This window comes from Enterobacter sp. WI-ESBL-E8, assembly GCF_053364895.1.
Map to the genome: position 1 here is coordinate 4,901,995 of NZ_JBRWXJ010000001.1, position 21,136 is coordinate 4,923,130.

Sequence of the window (21,136 nt, forward strand, 5' to 3'; positions counted from 1 at the left end):
TGATCCGAAACGTTTCGGATACAAACCAAAACGTTTCGGTTCTGTGATCGGGTTTGGAATTTTAGTGGGTTTAGGCCGTCTGACCCGGAGAGAATTCAGGCTGCCAGAGCACCTGAAGCTGCTCGATATCGTCGCCGTTAATCAGCTGGCGCACCATATTGGCAATCTGTTTTCCGACGCCCTGACGGGTGGACTGTATGACTGACGCTACGTCGATATCGACAATGCTGTCCTGCGGCAGGCCGTCGTAGACCACCAGCGAAACGGCGTTGTCGCCGGATAAGCGCCCCATCTGCGCCAGCGCCATCGCCGCGCCGTCGCCGTGGGTATTGCAGTCGGTAATGATGGCCGTGGGCGGCTGCGGCAGAGCGAGAAGCTCTTTGGTGGTGGCATACCCCACGCGGCGCGACGGCGGCATTGCGCGCAGCCATTCGCTGGAAAGCCCGGCTTCTCGCAGGGCATCGAGAAAGCCCTGACGACGCTGGGTAATAAACGCCTGATTGTTGCTTTCACCCAGCAGCGCGATGCGCTGATGGCCTTTCTCGATCAGCCAGCGGGTAGCCTGATGCGTACCGGCGTAGTTGTCGAAGTCAAACCACGCGTACGGCTGCGGGAGGTGGCTGCGCCCGAGCGCCAGGAAAGGAAAACCGGCGGCCTGAAGCTGCTCAAGACGCGGATCGTGGTCCAGCGTGTGCGCTACGATCAGCGCATCCACGCGGCGGCTCTGCACCATGCGCATGTAGCTGTGCTTATCGGCCAAATCATCATCGGCAATCAGCAGTAAATCGATCTCATGTCGCGCCAGTTCGTGGCTAATTTCGCCGACCATGTCCATAAAAACGCTATTATTGAGCGGAACGGGATGCACGGGGAACACCAGCCCGACGGCGTCGATTTTGCCCATCTTGAGGCGGCGGGCGAAGGTGTTAGGTCGGTAGCCACGGCGCTGCGCCTCTGCCTCCACGCGGGCGCGCGTCTCGGCGGAGACGTCGTCATATCCGTTGAGTGCGCGGCTGACGGTGGTGACTGACAGCCCCAGTTCTTTGGCAATGGCTTTAAGCGACATGATTTTCCGTATCTCTGTTAGTTCTGTTCCGCCACCAGCAGCGCGTGCGTATCCGGCTCCAGCGCCTTAAAGATATGCGGCAGGTCGGCGGGATAACAGATGTAATCTCCCGGGCCGAGTTCTTCCGCTGCGTCGATCAGGCCGACTAACGCGCGCCCCTGCGTCACAATAATATGTTCAACGGACCCCGGCGGATGCGGCTGGGATATACGATCTGCGCCCGGCTGGGTGAGCAGCAGATAGATGTCGCGCCGCGCGCCCGGCGGACACGCCGCCAGCAAAATAGCTTCATAGTTAGCCTGCCCGGCAACGACCTTCGTTCCCTCTCCACGGCGGATGACCTGTGTTGTCGTCTGCTGTGGTTCCAGCAGGCGGGCGAAAGGGATATCCAGCGCCACGCAAAGCGACCACAGCGTCTCCAGGCTCGGGTTACCGTTACCGGACTCCAGTTGGGAAAGCGTGGATTTGGCGATCCCGGCACGACGGGCAATTTCCGCCAGTGAAAGCCCGGTTCGCAGGCGTTCTCGCACCAGGCTTTTAGCGATCACGCTGATTGGCTGCGTCATAAAACGGCCCTTTTTGTTCTATAAATCGAACGAATCGTTCGCCTTGAAAAACGTCTCTGTTGCGTTCATTATAATGGATACACGTTCGATATGGCTAAAATTGTATGAAGCATCATCTCTCCTGCCTGAAAGGCGACACGATCAAAGCAATCATCCTGGTTTGCCTCGCGGTGGGCGTAGTCGGGATGTCCTACGGCTCGCTGGCGATGGCCTACGGTTTCCCGCTGTGGGTGCCGTTTGTGCTCTCCCTTACCGTTCTGGCGGGCGCATCGGAATTTATGTTTATCGGCATCGTGGCGAGCGGTGGGAACCCGCTAGCCGCAGCTGCAGCCGGATTACTGGTGAACGCCCGCCACGTGCCGTTCGGCGTGACGGTGCGGGAACTGGTGGGCAAGCGCGGCCTGAGCTTTTTGGGCTGCCACATCATGAACGATGAAAGCGTAGTGTTCGGCCTGTCGCAGAAAACCCCAGAACAGCGTAAAGCGGCCTACTGGCTGTGCGGTTTGGGCGTGGCAATCATCTGGCCGCTGGGCGCGCTGCTAGGCGCCATGGTCGGCAAATTGCTGCCAGACCCAGAAACCATAGGGCTGGATGCGGTATTTCCCGCCATTTTGCTGGCGTTAGTGGTGCCTGCGTTTAAAAACCGCACCACGCTAATCCGCGCCTGCAGCGGTGCCGTATTGTCGCTGGCCGCCGTGCCGTTTGCACCGGTGGGCTTGCCGGTGCTGCTCTCCTTACTGGGTCTTGCCGCGAGGAAAAAATAATGGAAAACATGACGGTCTTTATTCTCGGCATCGCGATCCTGTCTGCGGGAACGTATTTGATGCGCCTCGGCGGGGCGAAACTGGGCAGCAGGCTGGCATTGTCAGAGCGTTCACAGGCGCTGCTGTCAGATGCGGCAACGGTATTGCTGTTTTCGGTGGCGCTGGCGACCACATTTTATGAAGGCGAACATTTCGCCGGGATGGCGCGGGTGCTGGGCGTGGCGTTTGCGGTGTTTTTGGCCTGGCGGAAGATGCCGTTAATTGTGGTGATCGTTGCGGCGGCGGTGGTGACGGCGCTGCTGCGTCTGGCGGGCATAAACTAAAAAAGCGCCCCGGGGGCGCTCTTTCGACGGTATGACAGCTTATTTGGTCAGTTCAGCGGTCATGTGTACGCGGTTACCGCTGAATGCCTGGGTAATTTTGTACGATGATGCACCTGCTTCCTGAGCCTGGGCCGCGATTTTCGCTTCTGCACCGTCAATGGTGGATGCGGTTGCGGTCACGGTCTGCGCGGCAAAAGAACCGAAAGAAGCAGCCAGAGCGATTACAGCGACAAAAGTTTTGATGCTTTTCATGATTTAAACCCTTTCATTAAGTTGTTTAGGTAAGGCACCGTGCCTTGATGAGATAAATACTAGACCTCATCGTGAACAACTAAAAGCGGAAGGATTTGCTATTATCATTCAAAATTACTGATTAACTATTAATCGCTGAGGATGGGTATATATTGTCGCCCTTCCCGGCTTGCAGAAGCCCACCAGCGTCAGGTTGCAGCGCTCCGCCACCTCCACCGCCAGCGTGGTTGCCGCCGACACGGCAAACAGGATCTCTACCCCGCACATCGCCGATTTTTGCACCATCTCATAGCTGGCCCGGCTGGAAACGAGCGCTGCCCCCTGCTGCCAGACGTCACTTTCACGCGCGCGGCGGCCGAGCAACTTATCCAGCGCCACGTGGCGGCCAACGTCCTCATGTCCCCCGGCGATATCGCCCGACGGCAATACCCACGCTGCCGCGTGCGTGCAGCCGCTCAGCTGGCCGATGGGCTGTACGTCGTTGAGGTGCTCAAGCGCATGGTTGAGGTTCGCCAGATTGAAGGTCTGAGTAAACGGCAGAGGTACAAGAGGCTTACCAATATCGTTGAGCTGCTCAACGCCGCAGACGCCGCAGCCGGTGCGCCCGGCCAGCGCCCGGCGGCGCTCTTTTAATCCCATAAAGCGGCGGCTGGAGAGTTCGATTTGCACTTCAAGGCCGTTGCATGCCTGCACCACGTCCATGCTGTAGATCTCCTGTGGCTGCTCGATGATGCCTTCCGAAAGGGAGAACCCTATCGCGAACAGTTCAAGATCTTTCGGCGAAGCCATCATCACCACATGCGAGATGCCGTTGTAAACGAGCGCAACGGGCACTTCTTCCGCCAGATAATCAGGTGTGGCATGGGTAATGTGCGGAGGCCTGTGTACAGACAATTCCACAATGCCGGCAGGCAGGGGTGACGGATGGTGAGCACGGTTTTGTTTAGACACAGCGGTATTCCTGAACAACCACGGAAGCGAGCCTGCTATTGCAGCACAAACTACAGGCGTTACGCATAGTATGGATCAACTTTTCGACAACCATTCTCCTACTCATTTAGAAGGGGTGCAACCTGACGCCCGCTACACCGCTTTAACATGCCGAGCTATTAATGTGATCGATATCACACTTTATAATCAACATGGTGATAATACGTTCACTTTGTATTAACGCCATTAGAACAGCTGTACCGACATTGTGGTATTCTGATGATATCCCTCGTGGAATTGAGGGATTAACGCAAATTTTTTCCTTTGCGGTCATTTTTCAGCCGTGAAGTCAAAACTACATATGTAAGCAATGTCGAAACAAGGAGTGACCCATGCAGGTCAGCAGAAGGCAGTTCTTTAAGATCTGCGCTGGCGGTATGGCAGGCACCACGGCAGCGGCACTGGGCTTTGCGCCCGGCGTAGCGCTGGCGGAAACGCGGCAGTATAAACTGCTGCGCACCCGTGAAACCCGTAATACCTGTACGTACTGCTCTGTCGGTTGCGGGCTGTTGATGTATAGCCTCGGCGACGGTGCTAAAAACGCCAAAGCGTCTATTTTCCATATCGAAGGCGACCCGGATCATCCGGTCAACCGCGGCGCATTGTGCCCGAAAGGGGCTGGTCTGGTGGACTTTATCCACTCCGAAAGCCGCCTCAAATTCCCTGAGTATCGCGCGCCTGGCTCCGACAAATGGCAGCAAATCAGCTGGGAAGAGGCGTTTGATCGCATCGCAAAACATATTAAAGAAGACCGCGATGCCAACTTTGTTGAGAAGAACGCCGATGGCGTTACGGTCAACCGCTGGCTCTCCACCGGGATGCTGTGTGCCTCTGCTTCCAGCAACGAAACCGGTTATTTAACCCAGAAATTCACGCGCGCACTCGGTATGCTCGCGGTCGACAACCAGGCGCGTGTCTGACACGGACCAACGGTAGCAAGTCTTGCTCCAACATTTGGTCGCGGTGCGATGACCAACCACTGGGTCGACATCAAGAACGCCAACCTCATTGTGGTGATGGGCGGTAACGCCGCTGAAGCGCACCCTGTCGGGTTCCGCTGGGCGATGGAAGCCAAAATCCACAACGGTGCGAAACTGATTGTGATCGATCCCCGCTTTACGCGTACGGCGTCAGTGGCGGATTTCTACACCCCTATTCGTTCAGGTACTGACATCACTTTCCTGTCAGGCGTATTGCTGTACCTGATGACCAACGAAAAATATAACCGCGAGTACACCGAAGCCTATACCAACGCCAGCCTGATCGTGCGTGAGGATTACCACTTCGAAGATGGTCTGTTCAGCGGTTACGACGCCGAAAAACGCAAATACGACAAAACCAGCTGGAACTACGAGCTGGATGAGAAAGGCTTTGCGAAGCGTGATACCACCCTGCAACATCCGCGCTGCGTGTGGAACCTGCTGAAAGAGCACGTTTCCCGCTATACGCCGGAAGTTGTCGAAAACATCTGTGGTACGCCGAAGGCGGACTTCCTGAAGGTGTGCGAGCTTATCGCTGAAACCAGCGCCAAAGACAAAACCGCGTCGTTCCTGTATGCCCTCGGCTGGACGCAACACTCCATCGGCGCGCAGAACATCCGTACCATGGCGATGGTGCAACTGCTGCTCGGCAACATGGGGATGGCAGGCGGCGGCGTGAACGCCCTGCGCGGTCACTCCAACATTCAGGGTCTGACCGACCTCGGCCTGCTGTCTCAAAGCCTGCCGGGCTATATGAACCTGCCAAGCGAGAAACAGACCGACCTGCAAACCTACCTGACGGCCAGCACGCCTAAGCCGCTGCTCGAAGGCCAGGTGAACTACTGGGGCAACTATCCGAAGTTCTTCGTCTCGATGATGAAAGCCTTCTTCGGTGACAAAGCGACAGCGGAAAACAGCTGGGGCTTTGACTGGCTGCCGAAGTGGGATAAAGGTTACGACGTTCTGCAGTATTTCGAGATGATGCATCAGGGCAAAGTGAACGGCTATCTGTGCCAGGGCTTTAACCCGGTTGCCTCGTTCCCGAACAAGAACAAGGTTGTTGAGTCCCTGTCGAAACTGAAGTTCCTGGTGACGATTGACCCGCTCAATACCGAGACCTCGACCTTCTGGCAGAACCATGGTGAATCGAACGACGTCGATCCTTCGAAGATTCAGACCGAAGTGTTCCGTCTGCCATCGACCTGCTTCGCAGAAGAGAACGGTTCTATCGTCAACTCCGGACGTTGGCTGCAGTGGCACTGGAAAGGTGCGGACGCCCCGGGCATCGCCATGAACGACGGCGAGATCCTGGCCGGTATCTTCTTACGCCTGCGTAAGATGTATGCGGCTGAAGGCGGCGCGAACCCGGAACCGGTTCTGAACATGACCTGGAACTATTCGACGCCAGAAAACCCAGCGCCGGAAGAAGTGGCGATGGAGAGCAACGGTAAGGCGCTGGCGGACGTTATCGACCCGGCCACCGGCACCGTGCTGGCGAAGAAAGGCGATCAGCTCAGCACCTTCGCGCACCTGCGCGATGACGGCACAACCTCCAGCGGCTGCTGGATCTTCGCCGGTAGCTGGACGCCGAAAGGCAACCAGATGGCCAACCGCGATAACGCCGACCCGTCGGGCCTCGGCAATACGCTGGGCTGGGCATGGGCGTGGCCGCTCAACCGCCGTATCCTCTATAACCGCGCATCCGCTGACCCGCAGGGCAACCCGTGGGATCCGAAGCGTCAGCTACTGAAGTGGGACGGCGCCAAATGGGGCGGCGTGGATATTCCGGACTACAGCACTGCCGCACCTGGCAGCGACGTTGGGCCGTTTATCATGCAGCCTGAAGGGATGGGGCGCCTGTTTGCTATCGATAAGATGGCGGAAGGGCCGTTCCCGGAACACTACGAGCCATTTGAGACGCCGCTGGGCACCAACCCGCTGCACCCGAATGTGGTCTCTAACCCGGCAGCCCGTATCTTCAAGGGCGATTTCGACGCGCTGGGTAAAAAAGACAAGTTCCCGTACGTGGGTACCACCTACCGTCTGACCGAACACTTCCACTACTGGACCAAGCACGCGCTGCTTAACGCCATCGCGCAGCCGGAACAGTTTGTGGAGATCGGCGAGAAGCTGGCGGGCAAGCTCGGCATCGCTCATGGCGATACCGTGAAGGTCTCCTCTAACCGCGGCTATATCAAAGCCAAGGCGGTGGTGACCAAGCGTATTCGCACGCTGAACGTTCATGGCCAGCAGGTGGATACCATTGGTATTCCTATTCACTGGGGCTATGAGGGCGTGGCGAAGAAAGGGTTCATTGCGAACACCCTGACGCCGTTCGTCGGCGATGCGAACACGCAGACGCCGGAGTTTAAGGCCTTCCTCGTGAACGTGGAAAAGGTGTAACGGAGACGACTTATGGCTTATCAATCTCAGGACATTATCCGTCGTTCCGCGACAAACAGTTTCACGCCCGCGCCTCAGGCGCGGGACCATCAGCAGGAAGTGGCGAAGCTCATCGACGTGACCACCTGTATCGGCTGTAAAGCCTGTCAGGTGGCCTGCTCAGAGTGGAACGACCTCCGTGACGAAGTCGGTCACAACGTCGGGGTGTACGACAACCCGGCTGACCTGACCGCCAAGTCCTGGACGGTGATGCGTTTCTCCGAAGTGGAGCAGAACGACAAGCTGGAATGGCTTATCCGCAAAGACGGCTGTATGCACTGCGCGGATCCGGGCTGCCTGAAGGCGTGTCCGTCAGAAGGGGCTATCATTCAGTATGCTAACGGCATCGTCGACTTCCAGTCCGAACAGTGCATCGGCTGCGGCTACTGCATTGCGGGCTGTCCGTTCGACGTACCGCGCCTGAACCCGGAAGACAACCGCGTCTACAAATGTACGCTGTGCGTAGACCGCGTAACCGTCGGCCAGGAGCCAGCGTGCGTGAAGACCTGTCCAACCGGCGCTATCCACTTTGGCTCCAAAGAGGATATGAAAACGCTGGCGGCAGAGCGCGTGGGCGAGCTGAAAACCCGTGGTTACGACAACGCGGGCCTGTACGATCCGGCCGGTGTTGGCGGTACGCACGTAATGTACGTGCTGCACCACGCCGACAAGCCGAACCTGTATCACGGCCTGCCGGAGAACCCGGAAATCAGCGCCACCGTGAAGTTCTGGAAAGGCATCTGGAAACCGCTGGCAGCGGTAGGTTTTGCTGCCACCTTCGCAGCGAGCATCTTCCACTACGTCGGCGTTGGTCCGAACCGTGCGGAAGAGGAAGACGACAACCTGCATGAAGAGAAAGACGAGGTGCGCAAATGAGAAAACGTGACACCATCGTGCGCTACACCGCACCGGAACGTATCAACCACTGGGTCACCGCCTTTTGCTTCATGCTGGCGGCGATAAGCGGGCTGGGGTTCTTCTTCCCCTCCTTCAACTGGCTGATGCAGATCATGGGGACACCACAGCTGGCGCGTATCCTGCACCCGTTTGTGGGCGTCATCATGTTCGCGTCGTTCATCATCATGTTTTTCCGCTACTGGCACCATAACCTAATCAATCGGGATGATATCTTTTGGGCGAAGAATATTCGTAAGATCGTCGTCAACGAGGAAGTAGGTGACACCGGGCGTTATAACTTCGGCCAGAAATGCGTATTCTGGGCGGCGATTATCTTCCTGGTCCTGTTGCTGGTCAGCGGCGTGATCATCTGGCGTCCGTACTTTGCGCCTGCTTTCTCAATCCCGGTGATCCGATTCGCGCTGATGCTGCATTCATTTGCCGCAGTGGCGTTAATTGTGGTTATCATGGTGCATATTTACGCCGCCCTCTGGGTGAAAGGCACCATTACCGCGATGGTGGAAGGATGGGTAACCAGCACGTGGGCGAAGAAACATCACCCGCGCTGGTACCGTGAGGTCCGCCAGAAACAGGAAAAGTCATCTGAATGAGTATTCGCATAATCCCGCAAGATGAGCTGGGGTCGAGCGAGAAACGCACGGCGGATTATATTCCGCCGTTGTTATTCCCCAGACTCAAGAACCTCTACAACCGCCGCGCAGAGCGTCTGCGCGAGCTGGCAGAGAACAACCCGCTGGGCGATTTTCTGCGTTTTGCCGCGCTGGTCGCCCACGCGCAGGAAGTGGTGCTGTACGACCACCCGCTGCAAATGGATCTGACCGCACGCATCAAAGAAGCCAATGCGCAGGGCAAGCCGCCGCTGGATATTCACGTCCTGCCGCGCGACAAGCACTGGCACAAGCTGCTGAATTCGCTGATTGCCGAGCTGAAGCCCGAGATGAGCGGCACCGCGCTGGCGGTCATCGAGAATCTGGAAAAAGCGTCCGAGCAGGAGCTGGAAGAGATGGCGAGCGCGCTGTTTGCGTCCGACTTCTCGCTGGTCAGCAGCGATAAAGCACCGTTTATCTGGGCTGCGCTGTCGCTTTACTGGGCGCAAATGGCCAGCCTGATCCCCGGGAAAGCCCGCGCCGAATACGGTGAAGCACGCCAGTTCTGCCCGGTATGTGGCTCAATGCCGGTCTCCAGCATGGTGCAAATCGGCACCACTCAGGGGCTGCGCTACCTGCACTGCAACCTGTGTGAAACCGAGTGGCACGTGGTGCGCATCAAGTGCAGCAACTGCGAGCAGACCCGCGATCTGAACTACTGGTCGCTGGAAAACGAAGAAGCGGCGGTGAAAGCCGAAAGCTGCGGTGACTGCGGGACCTACCTGAAGATTCTCTATCAGGAAAAAGACCCGAAAGTTGAAGCGGTCGCTGACGATCTCGCCTCGCTGATCCTAGACGCGAAAATGGAGCAGGAGGGCTTTGCCCGCAGCTCTATCAACCCGTTCCTGTTCCCGGGTGAAGGGGAGTAATTTCTCTAAATGCCCGGTAAACCTTTCTGGAGCCGGGCTGGTTACTGTGAGAGAGCAGAGATGACATGCTGAGGATCGTTGGCAATAGCACGTAACAGCGCTTTAGCCGGCCCCGTAGGCGAACGTCTGCCCTGCTCCCAGTTACGCAACGTATCAACACTGACAGAGATGAGATTCGCGAATTTACTCTGTGATAAACCGGATGCCTGACGAATTTCTTTAATTTTAATCGCATCGATTTGAAAGGTGCGCGATGGCTCACGTTTGCCCTCGTCGATTTCATTCATTTGCGCCATGCTTTGGGTTAACCGCTCAAACAGCGCCTTATCCATTTACCACCTCTCAATCATCTTTTTCAGAATGGCTTTCTCGCTTGCTGACAGGTCATCTTTGATTCCTTTGCGATAGATGAGCAGCAGCCTAATTTCAAACTCACACGTACGGTGAAAATAGATAACGCGTACGCCCCCGCGTTTTCCTCTCCCTTTGGCAAGCCAGCGAATTTTTCGTAAACCGCCTGTATGCTGGATCACATCGCCATAATCAGGCTGCGTTGCAAGGAAAACCTGAAGTTTATGGTATTCGTCATCATCCAGTAGCGCTTTGACGTCTTCTGTGAAGATATCCGTTTCAATGAATAACATAAATTATACGCCATTGACTTATAGTAACAAGTGTTCAACGTACGTCAATGACGTACTCTGTGCGAGTTACGTTATTGGGCTTCAGAGAAATTATCCATTTGTTTCATTGGGTAATATTCTTTTCTGCGAGCCGCTTTCCAGATCCCTGACTTCACAAAATTTGTTGTTTTCTTACGCATGAAACCAGGCTATAACTGTACATTCATACAGCTAAAAAGAACGTTATTATGGCTCTGGAAAACGGGATCGCGCAGTTAGTTAAGGACTTTATTGATGCAGGAAAGCCCTCTTCGCGTGACCAGAATATTGATGTCCGAAGAAAAGGGTATATTGCCAGTACGGTACTTGCCGGGAAAAAAGAAGCTCGCGTCCAGGTTGAAACGCGCGTCATTGATGATCTCACCTTTCAGATTTATTCGCCTCTCAATGCCACCGAAACGTTACCCGGTGCCCTCTATTATCACGGCGGATGCTTTGTCAGCGGAGGGTTTGAAACCCATGATAACCAGCTCCGCCAGCTGGCGTTTTACGGTAACTGCCGGGTCATAGCGGTTCAGTACAGACTGGCACCCGAGCATACGTTCCCTGCTGCGCATGACGACGCAGAACGAGCGGCAGCGCTTGTCTGGCAAAATGCAGCAGTATTTGGCGTGAACAAAAACCGCATCACCCTTTGCGGAGACAGCGCAGGGGGGCATCTGGCGCTGGTGACGGCTCTGCGCATTAAGGCCAAAGGCCTCTGGAACCCGGCCCAGCTCATTCTTATCTACCCCATGCTCGACGCTACAGCCAGTTTTGAAAGCTATACCCTTAATGGCCAGGATTACGTAATTACTCGCGATACCCTGCTCAGCGGATATGAAATGTATCTCGCAGACACCGACCGTCAGCATCCCGAAGCCAGCCCGCTGTGGCGGAATGATTTTAACGGTCTTCCGCCGGTGCACATTATTACCGCCGAGTACGATCCGCTCTGCGATGAGGGAGAAATGTTGTACCAGTATCTGGCAGAGCAGGAGGTGAGGTGTACCGCTCAGCGATGGCTGGGGGTCATACATGGTTTTTTCCAGCTTGGTGGAATTAGCCAGTCAGCGCGAGATGTGATGCGGGACATCGCCTGGCGGATAAGCTCCGCCCGGCGATAACGCTGAAGAGATTACTCTTCCTCGTTCCCACCTTCTTCATACGCGCCAAAGGGCTTCGCCGGAAGAACGATATAGGTGCCTTCAAACACCGCGCCCGGCGTTTTATCGCCAAACAGTTCTACCTGCATCTGGACGCGGGCTTTGCGACCGCGAGCCAGGCGGTCGAGATCGCCACCCAGTGAACCCAGGTCGGCCACGGCGCTCGGCTTGCCGCTAATCGGTGCGCTATAGCGAATATGAGCGTCGGCAAGAATGATCGTGCCGCCCAGATGGCGCTCGCGAAGCATTAGCCAGATAAGCCCCCAGCCGGTAAGCGTGGCCAGCGAGAACAGGCTGCCGGCAAAAAGCGTATGGTGAGGGTTCTGATTGCCGGTTTCCGGCATGGTGGTAATAAATTTTTGTCCGGTATACTGCTGAATACGCACGCCCATTTTTTCGCTGAGCGGAATGTGCTGATACCAGGCCTGCTGCAGCTGTCCGCACCAGTCAGCGCGATGGAGAATATCATCCAGCGTGGCGATGGGTTTGATCATCAAAAAATGACGAATCGGGGTGGTTTGCGGAGTCGTGATCTCCCCCTGGTTCACAAAACCGAGCTTGGCAAAGAACTCGACGGCATCTTCGCGGGCGCTACAGGTGACGCGCTTAACGCCTTCCTGGCGAGCGACGGATTCCAGGGTCATCGCCATAAGCGTCCCCAGACCTTTGTCCTGCACGGAGGGATGAACCGCCATAAAGCGAATCGAGGCTTCGTTATCGGCGTTGATATACAAACGCCCGACGGCGACGAGGTTGCCCTCTTCGTCCATCACCATCTGATGGTGGGCCATCGCGTCCCAGGCGTCGCGTTCAGACCCTTTTGGCTGATGTAATGGCTTGCGTAGCATTTCCCAGCGGAACTGGTAATAAGCTTCTAACTCTTCTTCCGTTTGCGGTACTCGAAGGTGATACATAGCTGTACTCTCTCTTGTTACCCGCGGCCACGCCGCCAGTTGGCTCATACCTGGAGCCAGAATGTGACGGGGCCATCGTTCACCAGCGATACCTGCATATCTGCAGCGAATCGTCCGGTTTGCGTATTCATTTCCTGCTGGCGACAACGCTCAACAAAGTATTCATAAAGTTCTTCTGCACGATCCGGCGCGGCGCCTTTAGAAAAACTCGGGCGCATACCGCGCTCGGTATCCGCAGCCAGCGTAAACTGGGAAACCACCAGCACGCTGCCGCCCGCCTGCTGGACGTTCAGGTTCATCTTGCCTTCCGCATCGCTGAAAATACGGTAGCCCAGCACGCGCTCGCACAAGCGGTTGGCTTTCTGTTCGTCATCATCCTTTTCGACACCTAACAACACCAAAAGTCCTGGGCCAATTTCACCCGTCACCTCTCCCTCCACGGTGACGCTGGCACGGGTTACGCGCTGTATCAATGCAATCATGGTTGGTCTGCTTCTTGTTGTTTTTCAGCTGCTGCTGCTTTTTTAAGTTCGCGGTATACACCGAGAGTGACAGTTATTTCAGCACCAAGCAAGACGATACACCAGGTCCAGTAGACCCAGACAAACAAAATGGGGATCACCGCCAGCACGCCGTATATCAGCTGATAGGACGGGAACATGGTGATGTAGAGGGCAAACCCTTTTTTGCCCAGCTCAAAGAGCAATGCCGCCACCAGCGCCCCCACGACCGCATCGCGGTTAGGCACGCGCGTGGTCGGCACGACGCTATAGAGCAGCCAGAACGAGAGCCACGACAGGATCAGCGGAAAAATGCGGAGCCCATTATCAATAACGCCGTTTAAATCACTCGCCCAGCGCAGGGAAAGCAAATAAGAACTGATTGCCAGGCTGGCTCCGGCCAGCAGCGGCCCCAGCGTGAGGATCATCCAGTACACGGCAAAGGAATAGACCTTTGGCCGTGTCTTTTTACTCCGCCAGATGGTGTTCAGCGCGTTATCGATGGCGTACATCAACAACAGCGCAGTGACGATAAGACCGCATGCCCCCACTGCCGTCATCTTGCTGGAGTTGGCGACAAACTGCTCAATGTAGTTCTGGATGACATCCCCGGTTGCAGGGATAAAATTTGCGAAGACAAAATGGCGAAGCTGCAGGCTGACGTCCGCAAACATTGGAAAAGCGGAAAACAGGGCAAAGATAACGGCCACCAGCGGCACTAACGAGAGCAACGACACGTAGGCGAGGTTACCCGCCAGCGTGGTCATGTTGTCCTCATCAATGCGGTGCCAGAGCAGCTTCAGCCAGGCCCTCAGCGGGCGAGTATGATGCGTGGCTTTTTGATGAACGGTTTTTAGCATAACTGCTTCGCAAAGTAGTTTGGTATCGTCTCTTTTCCGGTCACCAGAATTGACGTGATGCCCAACTGATTAGCTCCCTCTATATTATCGGCATTGTCGTCGAAAAAGACCGCATCGGCCGCGGTAAAACCTTCTGCGTCGAGAACAGCCTGATAGATCCGGGCTTCAGGTTTACGCATACCCATCTCCTGCGAAAGATAGATCTTATCTGCCGCGGCCTTAACTTCAGGGTACTCCTCAGGCCAGAAGGTGGTGTGCAGGCGGTTGGTATTCGACAGGACGACCACCCGATGCCCCTGCTCGCGAAGTTTATGCATGATGTCGATCACGTCCGGTCGTATGGCGACAAATACCGCCTGCCAGCCGTGTGAAAACTGCTCGTAACTTAACGGGAGATCCATCTCCTGGCAGAAACGTTCAGCGAATTCTTCATCGCTAATCTCGCCGCGTTCATGCTGATGGAAGGTCTCGCCCATCGCGAAACTCTGCTTCAATGTCGCCAGCGGGACACGGCTAAAATCGCTCCATGCGCCCAGCACCCGATTAAAATCGATATCGACGATTACGTTTCCTAAATCAAAGATATAAAGCATGTTTATCTCCTGCTCGCCGTGGAGAAGTAACTGTAGCGGGAATAAAGAGATTTGACTATGCGCGCGGTCGAAGGTGTGCGATTGATTTTTACGGCGTGTGATAAAAGCCCGGCAGCGTGGCGTTGATATCAGCCTCGTCCGCCGCATCCGCAAAGGTTTTAACAATGCGATCGTTATTTAATCCGCGCGCTTTCTGATGATAGCTGCAATGGTATCAAGCGCCCGGAAATATGATTGACCAGGGTTTTATTATCCGCGTCATACTCAACCAGCTTGTTAATGCGATACAGCTTTCTTTTCCTCTGCAATAACAAGATTTAACGCCATCCGCTCAAAGGGCATACTTATATTTAACAACAATATAGGCCAGAGAAGATCATGGTGCGACATCATCTAATTTAAGATTAAAAATAAAGCATTAAATTTCAATTGGTTATAAGTGATTTTTCTTAGATTCACCTCATCTAAAACGATCTAATAAGATTTCATTACACTTCACCAGGCCAAATACTTATATTGGGGCACCACCAGGGAAAAGACTGACGCTTATGTAGATTTACGAAACGATTCTTTAGCTATTTGTGCCATTTCCGGATTTTTCTTCCCGGATTTTCTTTGCAGAATAGTCTTAATGGATTGTGGGATATTCCTGGAATACTGCTACGATCTTTTGTTTGTTTGCTATGGCGACGGCCTATCAAAATAGATGCCACCAGGAATTTATTTTCCCTGAAGCTATTTTTCACAAACAAGACAAGAGCGCTGTATATGTTTCAAGATTGACACATTTGAACGGTAGTGAAATATTGAAAATGAAAATAAGACAGGAGTGGACTTGATGATATCATCGTCACAAAATGTTGTCCGCTGTATAAGCTGTGAATTGTCCTGTCAGTTATTTCCAGATAACGCAGTACGATCACAATACTGTGACAACGCCTCGTTTGCCGTTTGGCCGGTTGGTAATCATTTTTTAGAAATAGCAGTACAAGATAAGATATTGCGAAGAAACAATAATCACTTATCACGCGGGTTTATTTTTGTAGATTTTTCGATATACAACCTGCGTGTGCTTGCAGATCCGCAATGGATTGAACGTCTGGCGATAACTAACATGAACATTGTTATTATTACGGACCGAAAAATGGAGGCACTGGCTAATTACTTTATCGCACAATACAGTGAAATAAAGGGAATTGTATATTTTGACGATAATGACGTTAAATTACAGGAAAAGATAAACTATCTTTTTTCCGGTAGACGTGTAGACAACAGGCGAAGAAGTACCTTGAATGCTGTCGAATTCATGTTGCTTAACCGATTTATGTCAGGCGAGTGCCTTCAGGAGATAATAAAAACAAACAGCATTAATGTGAAACAAATTTATGTTCATAAAGTTCGACTAGAGAGGAAATTAGGGACCAGTATTCATAAACTTCTCGTTTCTATTTTGTAATATTAACTTCTTAACATACCCACATTTAATAGTGTGGAGGATGTTTTACGCCTGAAAGAAAGGGGCAGTTATGCCATATTTAATGAAACACTCACCTGTCGCGGTTGCGATTTCGCTGGCGTTATCGTCAGCGCTATTCGCCGTACATGCTGCGGTAATAGATTTTGCTAATTTACCAACCTCCGGAGCGGTAACGGATTTGCCTGCAGAAATACAGGCGCTAATACCGGCAACGGCAAATGCGAACTTTAGCAAAAATACCACCGATCCTAACTATGTCTATCAGTACAGCCCGGGTAATATCCCGATCTACGGAGATGGGATCACGCTCGAAGGGCCAGGGGCGGAAGCCTTCGAGCATTCCATTACCGTTATTCAGAACTCCACGTCCGGCAGCCCGGGCGTAATATTTGGTGACGATCTGACTATTCGCACCCAGTCAAAAGTGGCCGCCAATAATGGTAAAGATGTCGACGGCATTCGTACCCATGGTATGAACACGCCGGACAATCCGGTGTTTATCATTACCGGCGATCGCACACACATCTACGTCAATGGCCAAAGCGGCGACGGCATTAATGCCGGGTATAGCTCCTTCAGCCAGGGCTCTCTCGGCTCCGCCAATATTTATGTGGGCGACGATCTCTACATCGAAACCACCGGCAGCACCGGTCGCGGGATTAGCGCCTATGCACTAAATGACGCATCGAAGGCCAAAAATAACGTTATCGTCGGCGATCGTGCGCATATTGTTACGCGGGGCACCTACGCCGAGGGGATCCGCACCAACCAGAGCGGCTCTTATGTCCGTCTGGGTGATGAGGCAACCATTGAAACGTTCGGCGCATCGGCCTACGGCCTGTATGCGGGTTCTGCGTCAAAAATTGAGCTAGGAAAAAACGCGGCCATTATTACTGACCAGAATAGCGCCTCCGGGATCTATTCAACCGGCTCATCGACCATCAACCTTGATGAGGGCGCCAGCATTACCACCAACGGCGCCAGCGCGCATGGTGTCTATGCCTACACCGGTGCGGTAAACCTTGGTGATAATGCCACTATTGCGGTAAACAGCAGCGCTAAAACAAGCAGCTCCGCGCAGGCCCCGCACGGGCTCTACGCCTGGTCACGCGGCGTGATAACGCTGGCGGGTGGCGCAACCATTACCACCGCTGGCCAGCGCGACAGCGGCAGCTATGCCCTGAACGCAGGTAATGGCGGGGTTATTGATGCATCCGCTGGTGGCAAATTCATCCTCAACGGCGATATTCTCTCCGCGGGCGGCATCGCGGCCACCAGCACGCTACCGGCACAAAACAGCGCCATTACGCTGACAATGAATGACAACTCATTGTGGAACGGAGCGTCCTTCATTGAGAGCAATGCCGCAGGCAGCGGTGTCATCGCACTTACGATGAATGATGCCGTATGGAATATGCGCGACAGCTCCACGCTGACCAGCCTGACGCTGAATGCGGGCGGCACGATTAATTTCCAGCATCCCGAAAATGCAACCTGGCAAACCCTGACCATCAACGATGATTACATCGGCAACGGCGGCAAGTTGGTTTTCAATACCGTGCTGTTTGACGATACTTCTGAAACGGACAAGCTGATCGTTGAAGGGAATACTTCCGGTCATACCGGGGTGGAAGTGAACAACATTGGCGGTACCGGCGCACAAACCGTAGAAGGGATTGAGATTGTCAGCGTTGGCGGCAACTCTGACGGGACGTTCGCAAAGACCAGCCGTATCGTGGCAGGGGGTTATGACTATAACGTTGTGCAAAAAGGTAAAAACTGGTTCCTGACCAGCCTGGCTGAGCCCGTTGACCCACCGGACGATCCTGTTGACCCACCAGTTGACCCTGTTGACCCGCCAGTCGACCCTGTTGACCCGCCAGTTGACCCTGTTGACCCGCCAGTTGACCCGGTAGACCCACCGGTTGACCCGGTAATTCCACCGGTCGATCCCGTTGACCCACCGGTTGACCCGGTGATTCCGCCGGTCGACCCCGTAGACCCACCGGTTGACCCGGTTGTTCCACCGCAGGAACCGGTACCGCCTGCTGCGCCACCGAAAAGCGAGCATCAGTATCGTCCGGAATTTGGCAGCTATCAGGCGAACAGCTATGCGGCAAATACGCTGTTTATGACCCGTCTGCACGATCGTCTGGGTGAAACGCAGTACACCGACATCCTGACGGGTGAGCAAAAAGTAACAAGCCTGTGGATGCGTAACGTCGGTGGCCATACGCGGTTTAAAGACGGCAGCGGCCAGTTAAAGACCACTGCCAATCGCTACGTGCTCCAGATAGGGGGAGATGTGGCGCAATGGAGTTCCGACGGTCTGGATCGCTGGCATCTTGGCCTGATGGCCGGCTACGGCAACAGCCAGAGCCGGAGCGTTTCCAGCCTGACCGGATACCACTCGCGTGGCGAAGTTAATGGCTATAGCGTAGGCCTGTACGGAACCTGGTATGCAAACGAAGCGGATAAAAGCGGCACCTACGTTGATAGCTGGATGCTGTATAACTGGTTCGATAACAAGGTCATGGGGCAGGATCAGGCCACGGAAAGTTATCGCTCAAGTGGGGTAACCGCCTCTGTCGAAGCGGGATATAGCTTCAAGGTGGGCGAAAGCGGTCGCAACAGCTACTGGCTCCAGCCAAAAGCACAGGTGGTGTGGATGGACGTGCAGGCTGACGACCATCGCGAACGCAACGGCACGCGGGTGAAAGACGAAACCCAGGGAAACCTGATGACCCGTCTCGGCGTGAAGGCCTACATCAGCGGGCATAACGCGATTGACGACGATAAATCCCGTACCTTCCAGCCGTTCATCGAGGCGAACTGGATCCACAATACTCAGACCACGCGCATCCGCATGGATGACGTCAGCAACGAGATGCGCGGTACGCGCAACATCGGTGAGCTTAAAACGGGTGTGGAGGGACAGATCACGCCGCAGCTTAGCGTCTGGGGCAACATGGCTCAGCAGGTCGGCGATAAAGGCTTCAGCGAGACGCAGGGAATGCTGGGGGTGAAATACAGCTTCAAATAACAACAAAAAAGCCGCTGATATCAGCGGCTTTTTTTACTACGGATTGACCGTATTACTCTTCTTTCGCACCGCGCATTGCACGTTTACGATCGTTCTCGGTCAGGTGACGTTTACGGATACGAATTGACTGAGGAGTCACTTCTACCAGTTCGTCGTCATCGATGAATTCCAGAGCTTGCTCCAGGGTCATCTTGATAGGTGGAACCAGAACCGTTGCTTCGTCAGTACCGGACGCACGCATGTTGGTCAGTTTCTTACCGGTCAGGCAGTTTACAGTCAGGTCGTTAGAACGGCTGTGAATACCGATGATCTGGCCTTCATAAACTTCAGCACCGTGACCCAGGAACAGCTTACCGCGATCCTGCAGACCGAACAGCGCAAACGCAACCGCTTTACCCTGACCGTTGGAGATCAGCACGCCGTTGTTACGCTGGCCTACTTCGCCCGGACGAACGTCGTCATAGTGGCTGAAGGTGGAGTACAGCAGACCGGTACCAGAGGTCATGGTCATGAACTCTGAACGGAAGCCGATCAGACCACGGCTTGGGATCACGTAGTCGAGACGTACGCGGCCTTTGCCATCTGGATTCATGTTTTTCAGGTCGCCTTTACGCTCGCCCAGTGCCTGCATTACAGAACCCTGGTGCTGCTCTTCAACGTCCAGCGTCACGTTTTCGAACGGCTCTTGTTTACGGCCGTCGATTTCGCGGAAGATAACTTTCGGACGGGAAACCGCCATTTCGAAACCTTCACGACGCATGTTTTCGATCAGAACAGACAGGTGCAGCTCACCACGACCAGAAACGCGGAACGCATCAGCGTCCTGGGTTTCTTCAACGCGCAGCGCAACGTTGTGCACCAGCTCTTTGTTCAGGCGGTCAAGGATCTGACGAGAGGTAACGAACTTACCTTCTTTACCACAGAACGGAGAGGTGTTGACGTTGAAGAACATCGATACGGTTGGTTCATCAACGGACAGGGCTGGCAGCGCTTCGACGTTCTGCGGATCGCAGATGGTGTCGGAGATGTTCAGTTCACCCAGACCGGTGATAGCGATGATGTCGCCCGCTTCTGCCACATCGCTCTCGATACGCTCAAGACCCAGGTGAGTCAGCACTTTGCCTACTTTACCGTTACGGGTTTTGCCTTCGCTATCGATGATAGTGACCTGCTGGTTAGGCTTCACTTTACCGCGCTTGATACGACCAATGCCGATTACGCCAACGTAGTTGTTGTAGTCGAGCTGAGAGATCTGCATCTGCAGGGTGCCGTCGAGATCGACGTTTGGCGCAGGAACACGGTCAACAATCGCCTGGTACAGCGGGGTCATGTCTTCAGCCATGTCTTCGTGGTCCAGACCTGCGATACCGTTCAGCGCAGACGCGTAAACGATAGGGAAGTCCAGCTGCTCGTCGGTCGCGTCCAGGTTAACGAACAGGTCGAATACCTGGTCAACAACCCAGTCAGGACGCGCGCCAGGGCGGTCAACTTTGTTGATAACAACGATTGGCTTCAGACCATGGGCAAATGCTTTTTTGGTCACGAAGCGCGTCTGTGGCATTGGGCCATCCATTGCGTCAACGACCAGCAGAACGGAGTCTACCATGGACATTACACGTTCAACTTCACCACCGAAGTCGGCGTGCCCTGGGGTATCAACGATGTTGATACGGTAGTCATTCCATTTAATCGCGGTGTTTTTCGCGAGGATGGTAATCCCACGCTCTTTCTCCAAATCGTTGGAGTCCATCACGCGTTCTTGGGTTTCGGCACGAGCATCAAACGTACCGGATTGCTGCAGCAGCTTATCAACCAGGGTAGTTTTACCATGGTCAACGTGCGCGATGATGGCGATGTTACGCAAATTTTCGATCACAACTTTGCCTCAGGCATTTAGAAATAGCGCGTTATTGTACACGGATTAATCGCACTACAAAACAGGATCACAAACATCCCCCGCAAACAAGTATTGCAGAGATGCTTTGTGATCGCTTTCACGGAGCGGTAAAAGGGCACTTTAACGTAAATTGCACCAATATGGTGCTCAATGTTCACATTGAAGCACTATACTGGTGCAACAAATCCATTGTGGTGCAGCCCTTTT

At 54.3% G+C, this 21,136-nt stretch carries 20 protein-coding genes; 9 read left to right on the top strand and 11 right to left on the bottom strand.

What is annotated here, in order from left to right; translation table 11 throughout:
* Positions 1-70 precede the first annotated feature (70 nt).
* Both ACWHWP_RS23380 and ACWHWP_RS23385 read right to left on the bottom strand, forming a co-directional pair.
* Positions 71-1,066 carry a LacI family DNA-binding transcriptional regulator gene (locus tag ACWHWP_RS23380; RefSeq protein ID WP_097535158.1) on the bottom strand — a complete coding sequence of 332 codons (996 nt, stop codon included), beginning with the start codon at positions 1,064-1,066 and terminating at the stop codon, positions 71-73.
* Positions 1,067-1,083: 17 nt separating this feature from the next.
* On the bottom strand, positions 1,084-1,632 hold the full coding sequence (locus ACWHWP_RS23385; RefSeq protein ID WP_010436871.1) for a helix-turn-helix domain-containing protein: 549 nt from the start codon (positions 1,630-1,632) through the stop codon (positions 1,084-1,086).
* 104 nt (positions 1,633-1,736) lie between these two features.
* Between ACWHWP_RS23385 and ACWHWP_RS23390 the strand changes: the two genes are divergently transcribed.
* Both ACWHWP_RS23390 and ACWHWP_RS23395 read left to right on the top strand, forming a co-directional pair.
* Entirely contained in the window at positions 1,737-2,396 is a 660-nt protein-coding gene (locus ACWHWP_RS23390; RefSeq protein WP_010436869.1) for an AzlC family ABC transporter permease, read from the top strand.
* Positions 2,396-2,719, top strand: a complete 324-nt coding sequence (locus ACWHWP_RS23395) for an AzlD domain-containing protein (protein WP_059311776.1) — start codon at positions 2,396-2,398, stop codon at positions 2,717-2,719. The genes ACWHWP_RS23390 and ACWHWP_RS23395 overlap by 1 nt, the downstream gene beginning before the upstream one ends.
* 39 nt (positions 2,720-2,758) lie before the next feature.
* Here ACWHWP_RS23395 and ACWHWP_RS23400 read toward each other — a convergent pair whose 3' ends face one another.
* Both ACWHWP_RS23400 and fdhD read right to left on the bottom strand, forming a co-directional pair.
* Complete coding sequence (locus tag ACWHWP_RS23400) at positions 2,759-2,971, bottom strand: YdgH/BhsA/McbA family protein (RefSeq protein ID WP_047345526.1); 213 nt, start codon at positions 2,969-2,971, stop codon at positions 2,759-2,761.
* A gap of 114 nt (positions 2,972-3,085) precedes the next feature.
* The gene (gene fdhD / locus ACWHWP_RS23405) at positions 3,086-3,922 is read right to left on the bottom strand and encodes a formate dehydrogenase accessory sulfurtransferase FdhD (RefSeq protein WP_447856564.1); all 837 of its coding nucleotides are present in this window, start codon (positions 3,920-3,922) and stop codon (positions 3,086-3,088) included.
* A 371-nt stretch (positions 3,923-4,293) separates the two neighbouring features.
* On the opposite strand from fdhD, the gene fdnG reads away from it, so the two are divergent.
* Genes fdnG through fdhE form a run of 4 tightly spaced genes read left to right on the top strand, consistent with a single transcriptional unit; the run spans position 4,294 to position 9,817 of the window.
* Complete coding sequence (gene fdnG, locus ACWHWP_RS23410) at positions 4,294-7,344, top strand: formate dehydrogenase-N subunit alpha (RefSeq protein WP_123138606.1); 3,051 nt, start codon at positions 4,294-4,296, stop codon at positions 7,342-7,344.
* A gap of 12 nt (positions 7,345-7,356) precedes the next feature.
* Entirely contained in the window at positions 7,357-8,259 is a 903-nt protein-coding gene (gene fdxH / locus ACWHWP_RS23415) for a formate dehydrogenase subunit beta (protein ID WP_010436855.1), read from the top strand.
* The gene (gene fdoI, locus ACWHWP_RS23420) at positions 8,256-8,891 is read left to right on the top strand and encodes a formate dehydrogenase cytochrome b556 subunit (RefSeq protein WP_008501832.1); all 636 of its coding nucleotides are present in this window, start codon (positions 8,256-8,258) and stop codon (positions 8,889-8,891) included. Before fdxH ends, fdoI begins: the two co-directional genes overlap by 4 nt.
* The gene (gene fdhE / locus ACWHWP_RS23425) at positions 8,888-9,817 is read left to right on the top strand and encodes a formate dehydrogenase accessory protein FdhE (RefSeq protein ID WP_047345529.1); all 930 of its coding nucleotides are present in this window, start codon (positions 8,888-8,890) and stop codon (positions 9,815-9,817) included. Before fdoI ends, fdhE begins: the two co-directional genes overlap by 4 nt.
* A gap of 41 nt (positions 9,818-9,858) precedes the next feature.
* Here the strand turns inward: fdhE and nadS are convergent, their stop codons facing one another.
* The gene (gene nadS, locus ACWHWP_RS23430) at positions 9,859-10,149 is read right to left on the bottom strand and encodes a NadS family protein (RefSeq protein WP_447856565.1); all 291 of its coding nucleotides are present in this window, start codon (positions 10,147-10,149) and stop codon (positions 9,859-9,861) included.
* A complete protein-coding gene (locus tag ACWHWP_RS23435; RefSeq protein WP_447856566.1) occupies positions 10,150-10,461 on the bottom strand; it encodes a type II toxin-antitoxin system RelE/ParE family toxin in 312 nt (103 codons plus the stop codon).
* Positions 10,462-10,688: 227 nt separating this feature from the next.
* On the opposite strand from ACWHWP_RS23435, the gene ACWHWP_RS23440 reads away from it, so the two are divergent.
* The gene (locus tag ACWHWP_RS23440; protein WP_447856567.1) at positions 10,689-11,606 is read left to right on the top strand and encodes an alpha/beta hydrolase; all 918 of its coding nucleotides are present in this window, start codon (positions 10,689-10,691) and stop codon (positions 11,604-11,606) included.
* Between the two features lie 11 nt (positions 11,607-11,617).
* On the opposite strand, the gene fabY is transcribed toward ACWHWP_RS23440, so the two are convergent.
* From fabY to yihX, 4 genes are read right to left on the bottom strand one after another with little or no spacing between them, the layout of a single operon-like run.
* Entirely contained in the window at positions 11,618-12,559 is a 942-nt protein-coding gene (gene fabY / locus ACWHWP_RS23445; protein ID WP_025759561.1) for a fatty acid biosynthesis protein FabY, read from the bottom strand.
* A gap of 44 nt (positions 12,560-12,603) precedes the next feature.
* Entirely contained in the window at positions 12,604-13,041 is a 438-nt protein-coding gene (gene dtd / locus ACWHWP_RS23450; protein WP_047345532.1) for a D-aminoacyl-tRNA deacylase, read from the bottom strand.
* Positions 13,038-13,919 (bottom strand): virulence factor BrkB family protein, encoded by an 882-nt coding sequence (locus tag ACWHWP_RS23455; protein WP_059311770.1) that lies wholly within the window; start codon positions 13,917-13,919, stop codon positions 13,038-13,040. Before ACWHWP_RS23455 ends, dtd begins: the two co-directional genes overlap by 4 nt.
* Positions 13,913-14,512, bottom strand: coding sequence for a glucose-1-phosphatase (gene yihX, locus ACWHWP_RS23460; RefSeq protein WP_252000999.1), 600 nt, complete (start codon positions 14,510-14,512; stop codon positions 13,913-13,915). Before yihX ends, ACWHWP_RS23455 begins: the two co-directional genes overlap by 7 nt.
* A gap of 838 nt (positions 14,513-15,350) precedes the next feature.
* Between yihX and ACWHWP_RS23465 the strand changes: the two genes are divergently transcribed.
* Positions 15,351-15,968 (top strand): hypothetical protein, encoded by a 618-nt coding sequence (locus ACWHWP_RS23465; RefSeq protein WP_063958127.1) that lies wholly within the window; start codon positions 15,351-15,353, stop codon positions 15,966-15,968.
* Positions 15,969-16,038: 70 nt separating this feature from the next.
* On the top strand, positions 16,039-19,032 hold the full coding sequence (locus ACWHWP_RS23470; RefSeq protein ID WP_447856569.1) for an autotransporter outer membrane beta-barrel domain-containing protein: 2,994 nt from the start codon (positions 16,039-16,041) through the stop codon (positions 19,030-19,032).
* 52 nt (positions 19,033-19,084) lie between these two features.
* On the opposite strand, the gene typA is transcribed toward ACWHWP_RS23470, so the two are convergent.
* Positions 19,085-20,908 (bottom strand): ribosome-dependent GTPase TypA, encoded by a 1,824-nt coding sequence (gene typA / locus ACWHWP_RS23475; protein ID WP_023333895.1) that lies wholly within the window; start codon positions 20,906-20,908, stop codon positions 19,085-19,087.
* Positions 20,909-21,136 lie beyond the last annotated feature (228 nt).

Bases quoted from the DNA above. Each gene is read 5' to 3' on its own strand.
- fdoI (WP_008501832.1), top strand. From the start codon at position 8,256: ATGAGAAAACGTGACACCATCGTGCGCTACACCGCACCGGAACGTATC.
- ACWHWP_RS23390 (WP_010436869.1), top strand. From the start codon at position 1,737: ATGAAGCATCATCTCTCCTGCCTGAAAGGCGACACGATCAAAGCAATC.
- yihX (WP_252000999.1), bottom strand. From the start codon at position 14,512: ATGCTTTATATCTTTGATTTAGGAAACGTAATCGTCGATATCGATTTT.
- ACWHWP_RS23400 (WP_047345526.1), bottom strand. From the start codon at position 2,971: ATGAAAAGCATCAAAACTTTTGTCGCTGTAATCGCTCTGGCTGCTTCT.
- nadS (WP_447856565.1), bottom strand. From the start codon at position 10,149: ATGGATAAGGCGCTGTTTGAGCGGTTAACCCAAAGCATGGCGCAAATG.
- dtd (WP_047345532.1), bottom strand. From the start codon at position 13,041: ATGATTGCATTGATACAGCGCGTAACCCGTGCCAGCGTCACCGTGGAG.
- ACWHWP_RS23435 (WP_447856566.1), bottom strand. From the start codon at position 10,461: ATGTTATTCATTGAAACGGATATCTTCACAGAAGACGTCAAAGCGCTA.
- ACWHWP_RS23440 (WP_447856567.1), top strand. From the start codon at position 10,689: ATGGCTCTGGAAAACGGGATCGCGCAGTTAGTTAAGGACTTTATTGAT.
- ACWHWP_RS23465 (WP_063958127.1), top strand. From the start codon at position 15,351: ATGATATCATCGTCACAAAATGTTGTCCGCTGTATAAGCTGTGAATTG.
- fabY (WP_025759561.1), bottom strand. From the start codon at position 12,559: ATGTATCACCTTCGAGTACCGCAAACGGAAGAAGAGTTAGAAGCTTAT.
- fdhE (WP_047345529.1), top strand. From the start codon at position 8,888: ATGAGTATTCGCATAATCCCGCAAGATGAGCTGGGGTCGAGCGAGAAA.
- ACWHWP_RS23380 (WP_097535158.1), bottom strand. From the start codon at position 1,066: ATGTCGCTTAAAGCCATTGCCAAAGAACTGGGGCTGTCAGTCACCACC.
- ACWHWP_RS23395 (WP_059311776.1), top strand. From the start codon at position 2,396: ATGGAAAACATGACGGTCTTTATTCTCGGCATCGCGATCCTGTCTGCG.
- ACWHWP_RS23385 (WP_010436871.1), bottom strand. From the start codon at position 1,632: ATGACGCAGCCAATCAGCGTGATCGCTAAAAGCCTGGTGCGAGAACGC.
- fdxH (WP_010436855.1), top strand. From the start codon at position 7,357: ATGGCTTATCAATCTCAGGACATTATCCGTCGTTCCGCGACAAACAGT.
- ACWHWP_RS23455 (WP_059311770.1), bottom strand. From the start codon at position 13,919: ATGCTAAAAACCGTTCATCAAAAAGCCACGCATCATACTCGCCCGCTG.
- ACWHWP_RS23470 (WP_447856569.1), top strand. From the start codon at position 16,039: ATGCCATATTTAATGAAACACTCACCTGTCGCGGTTGCGATTTCGCTG.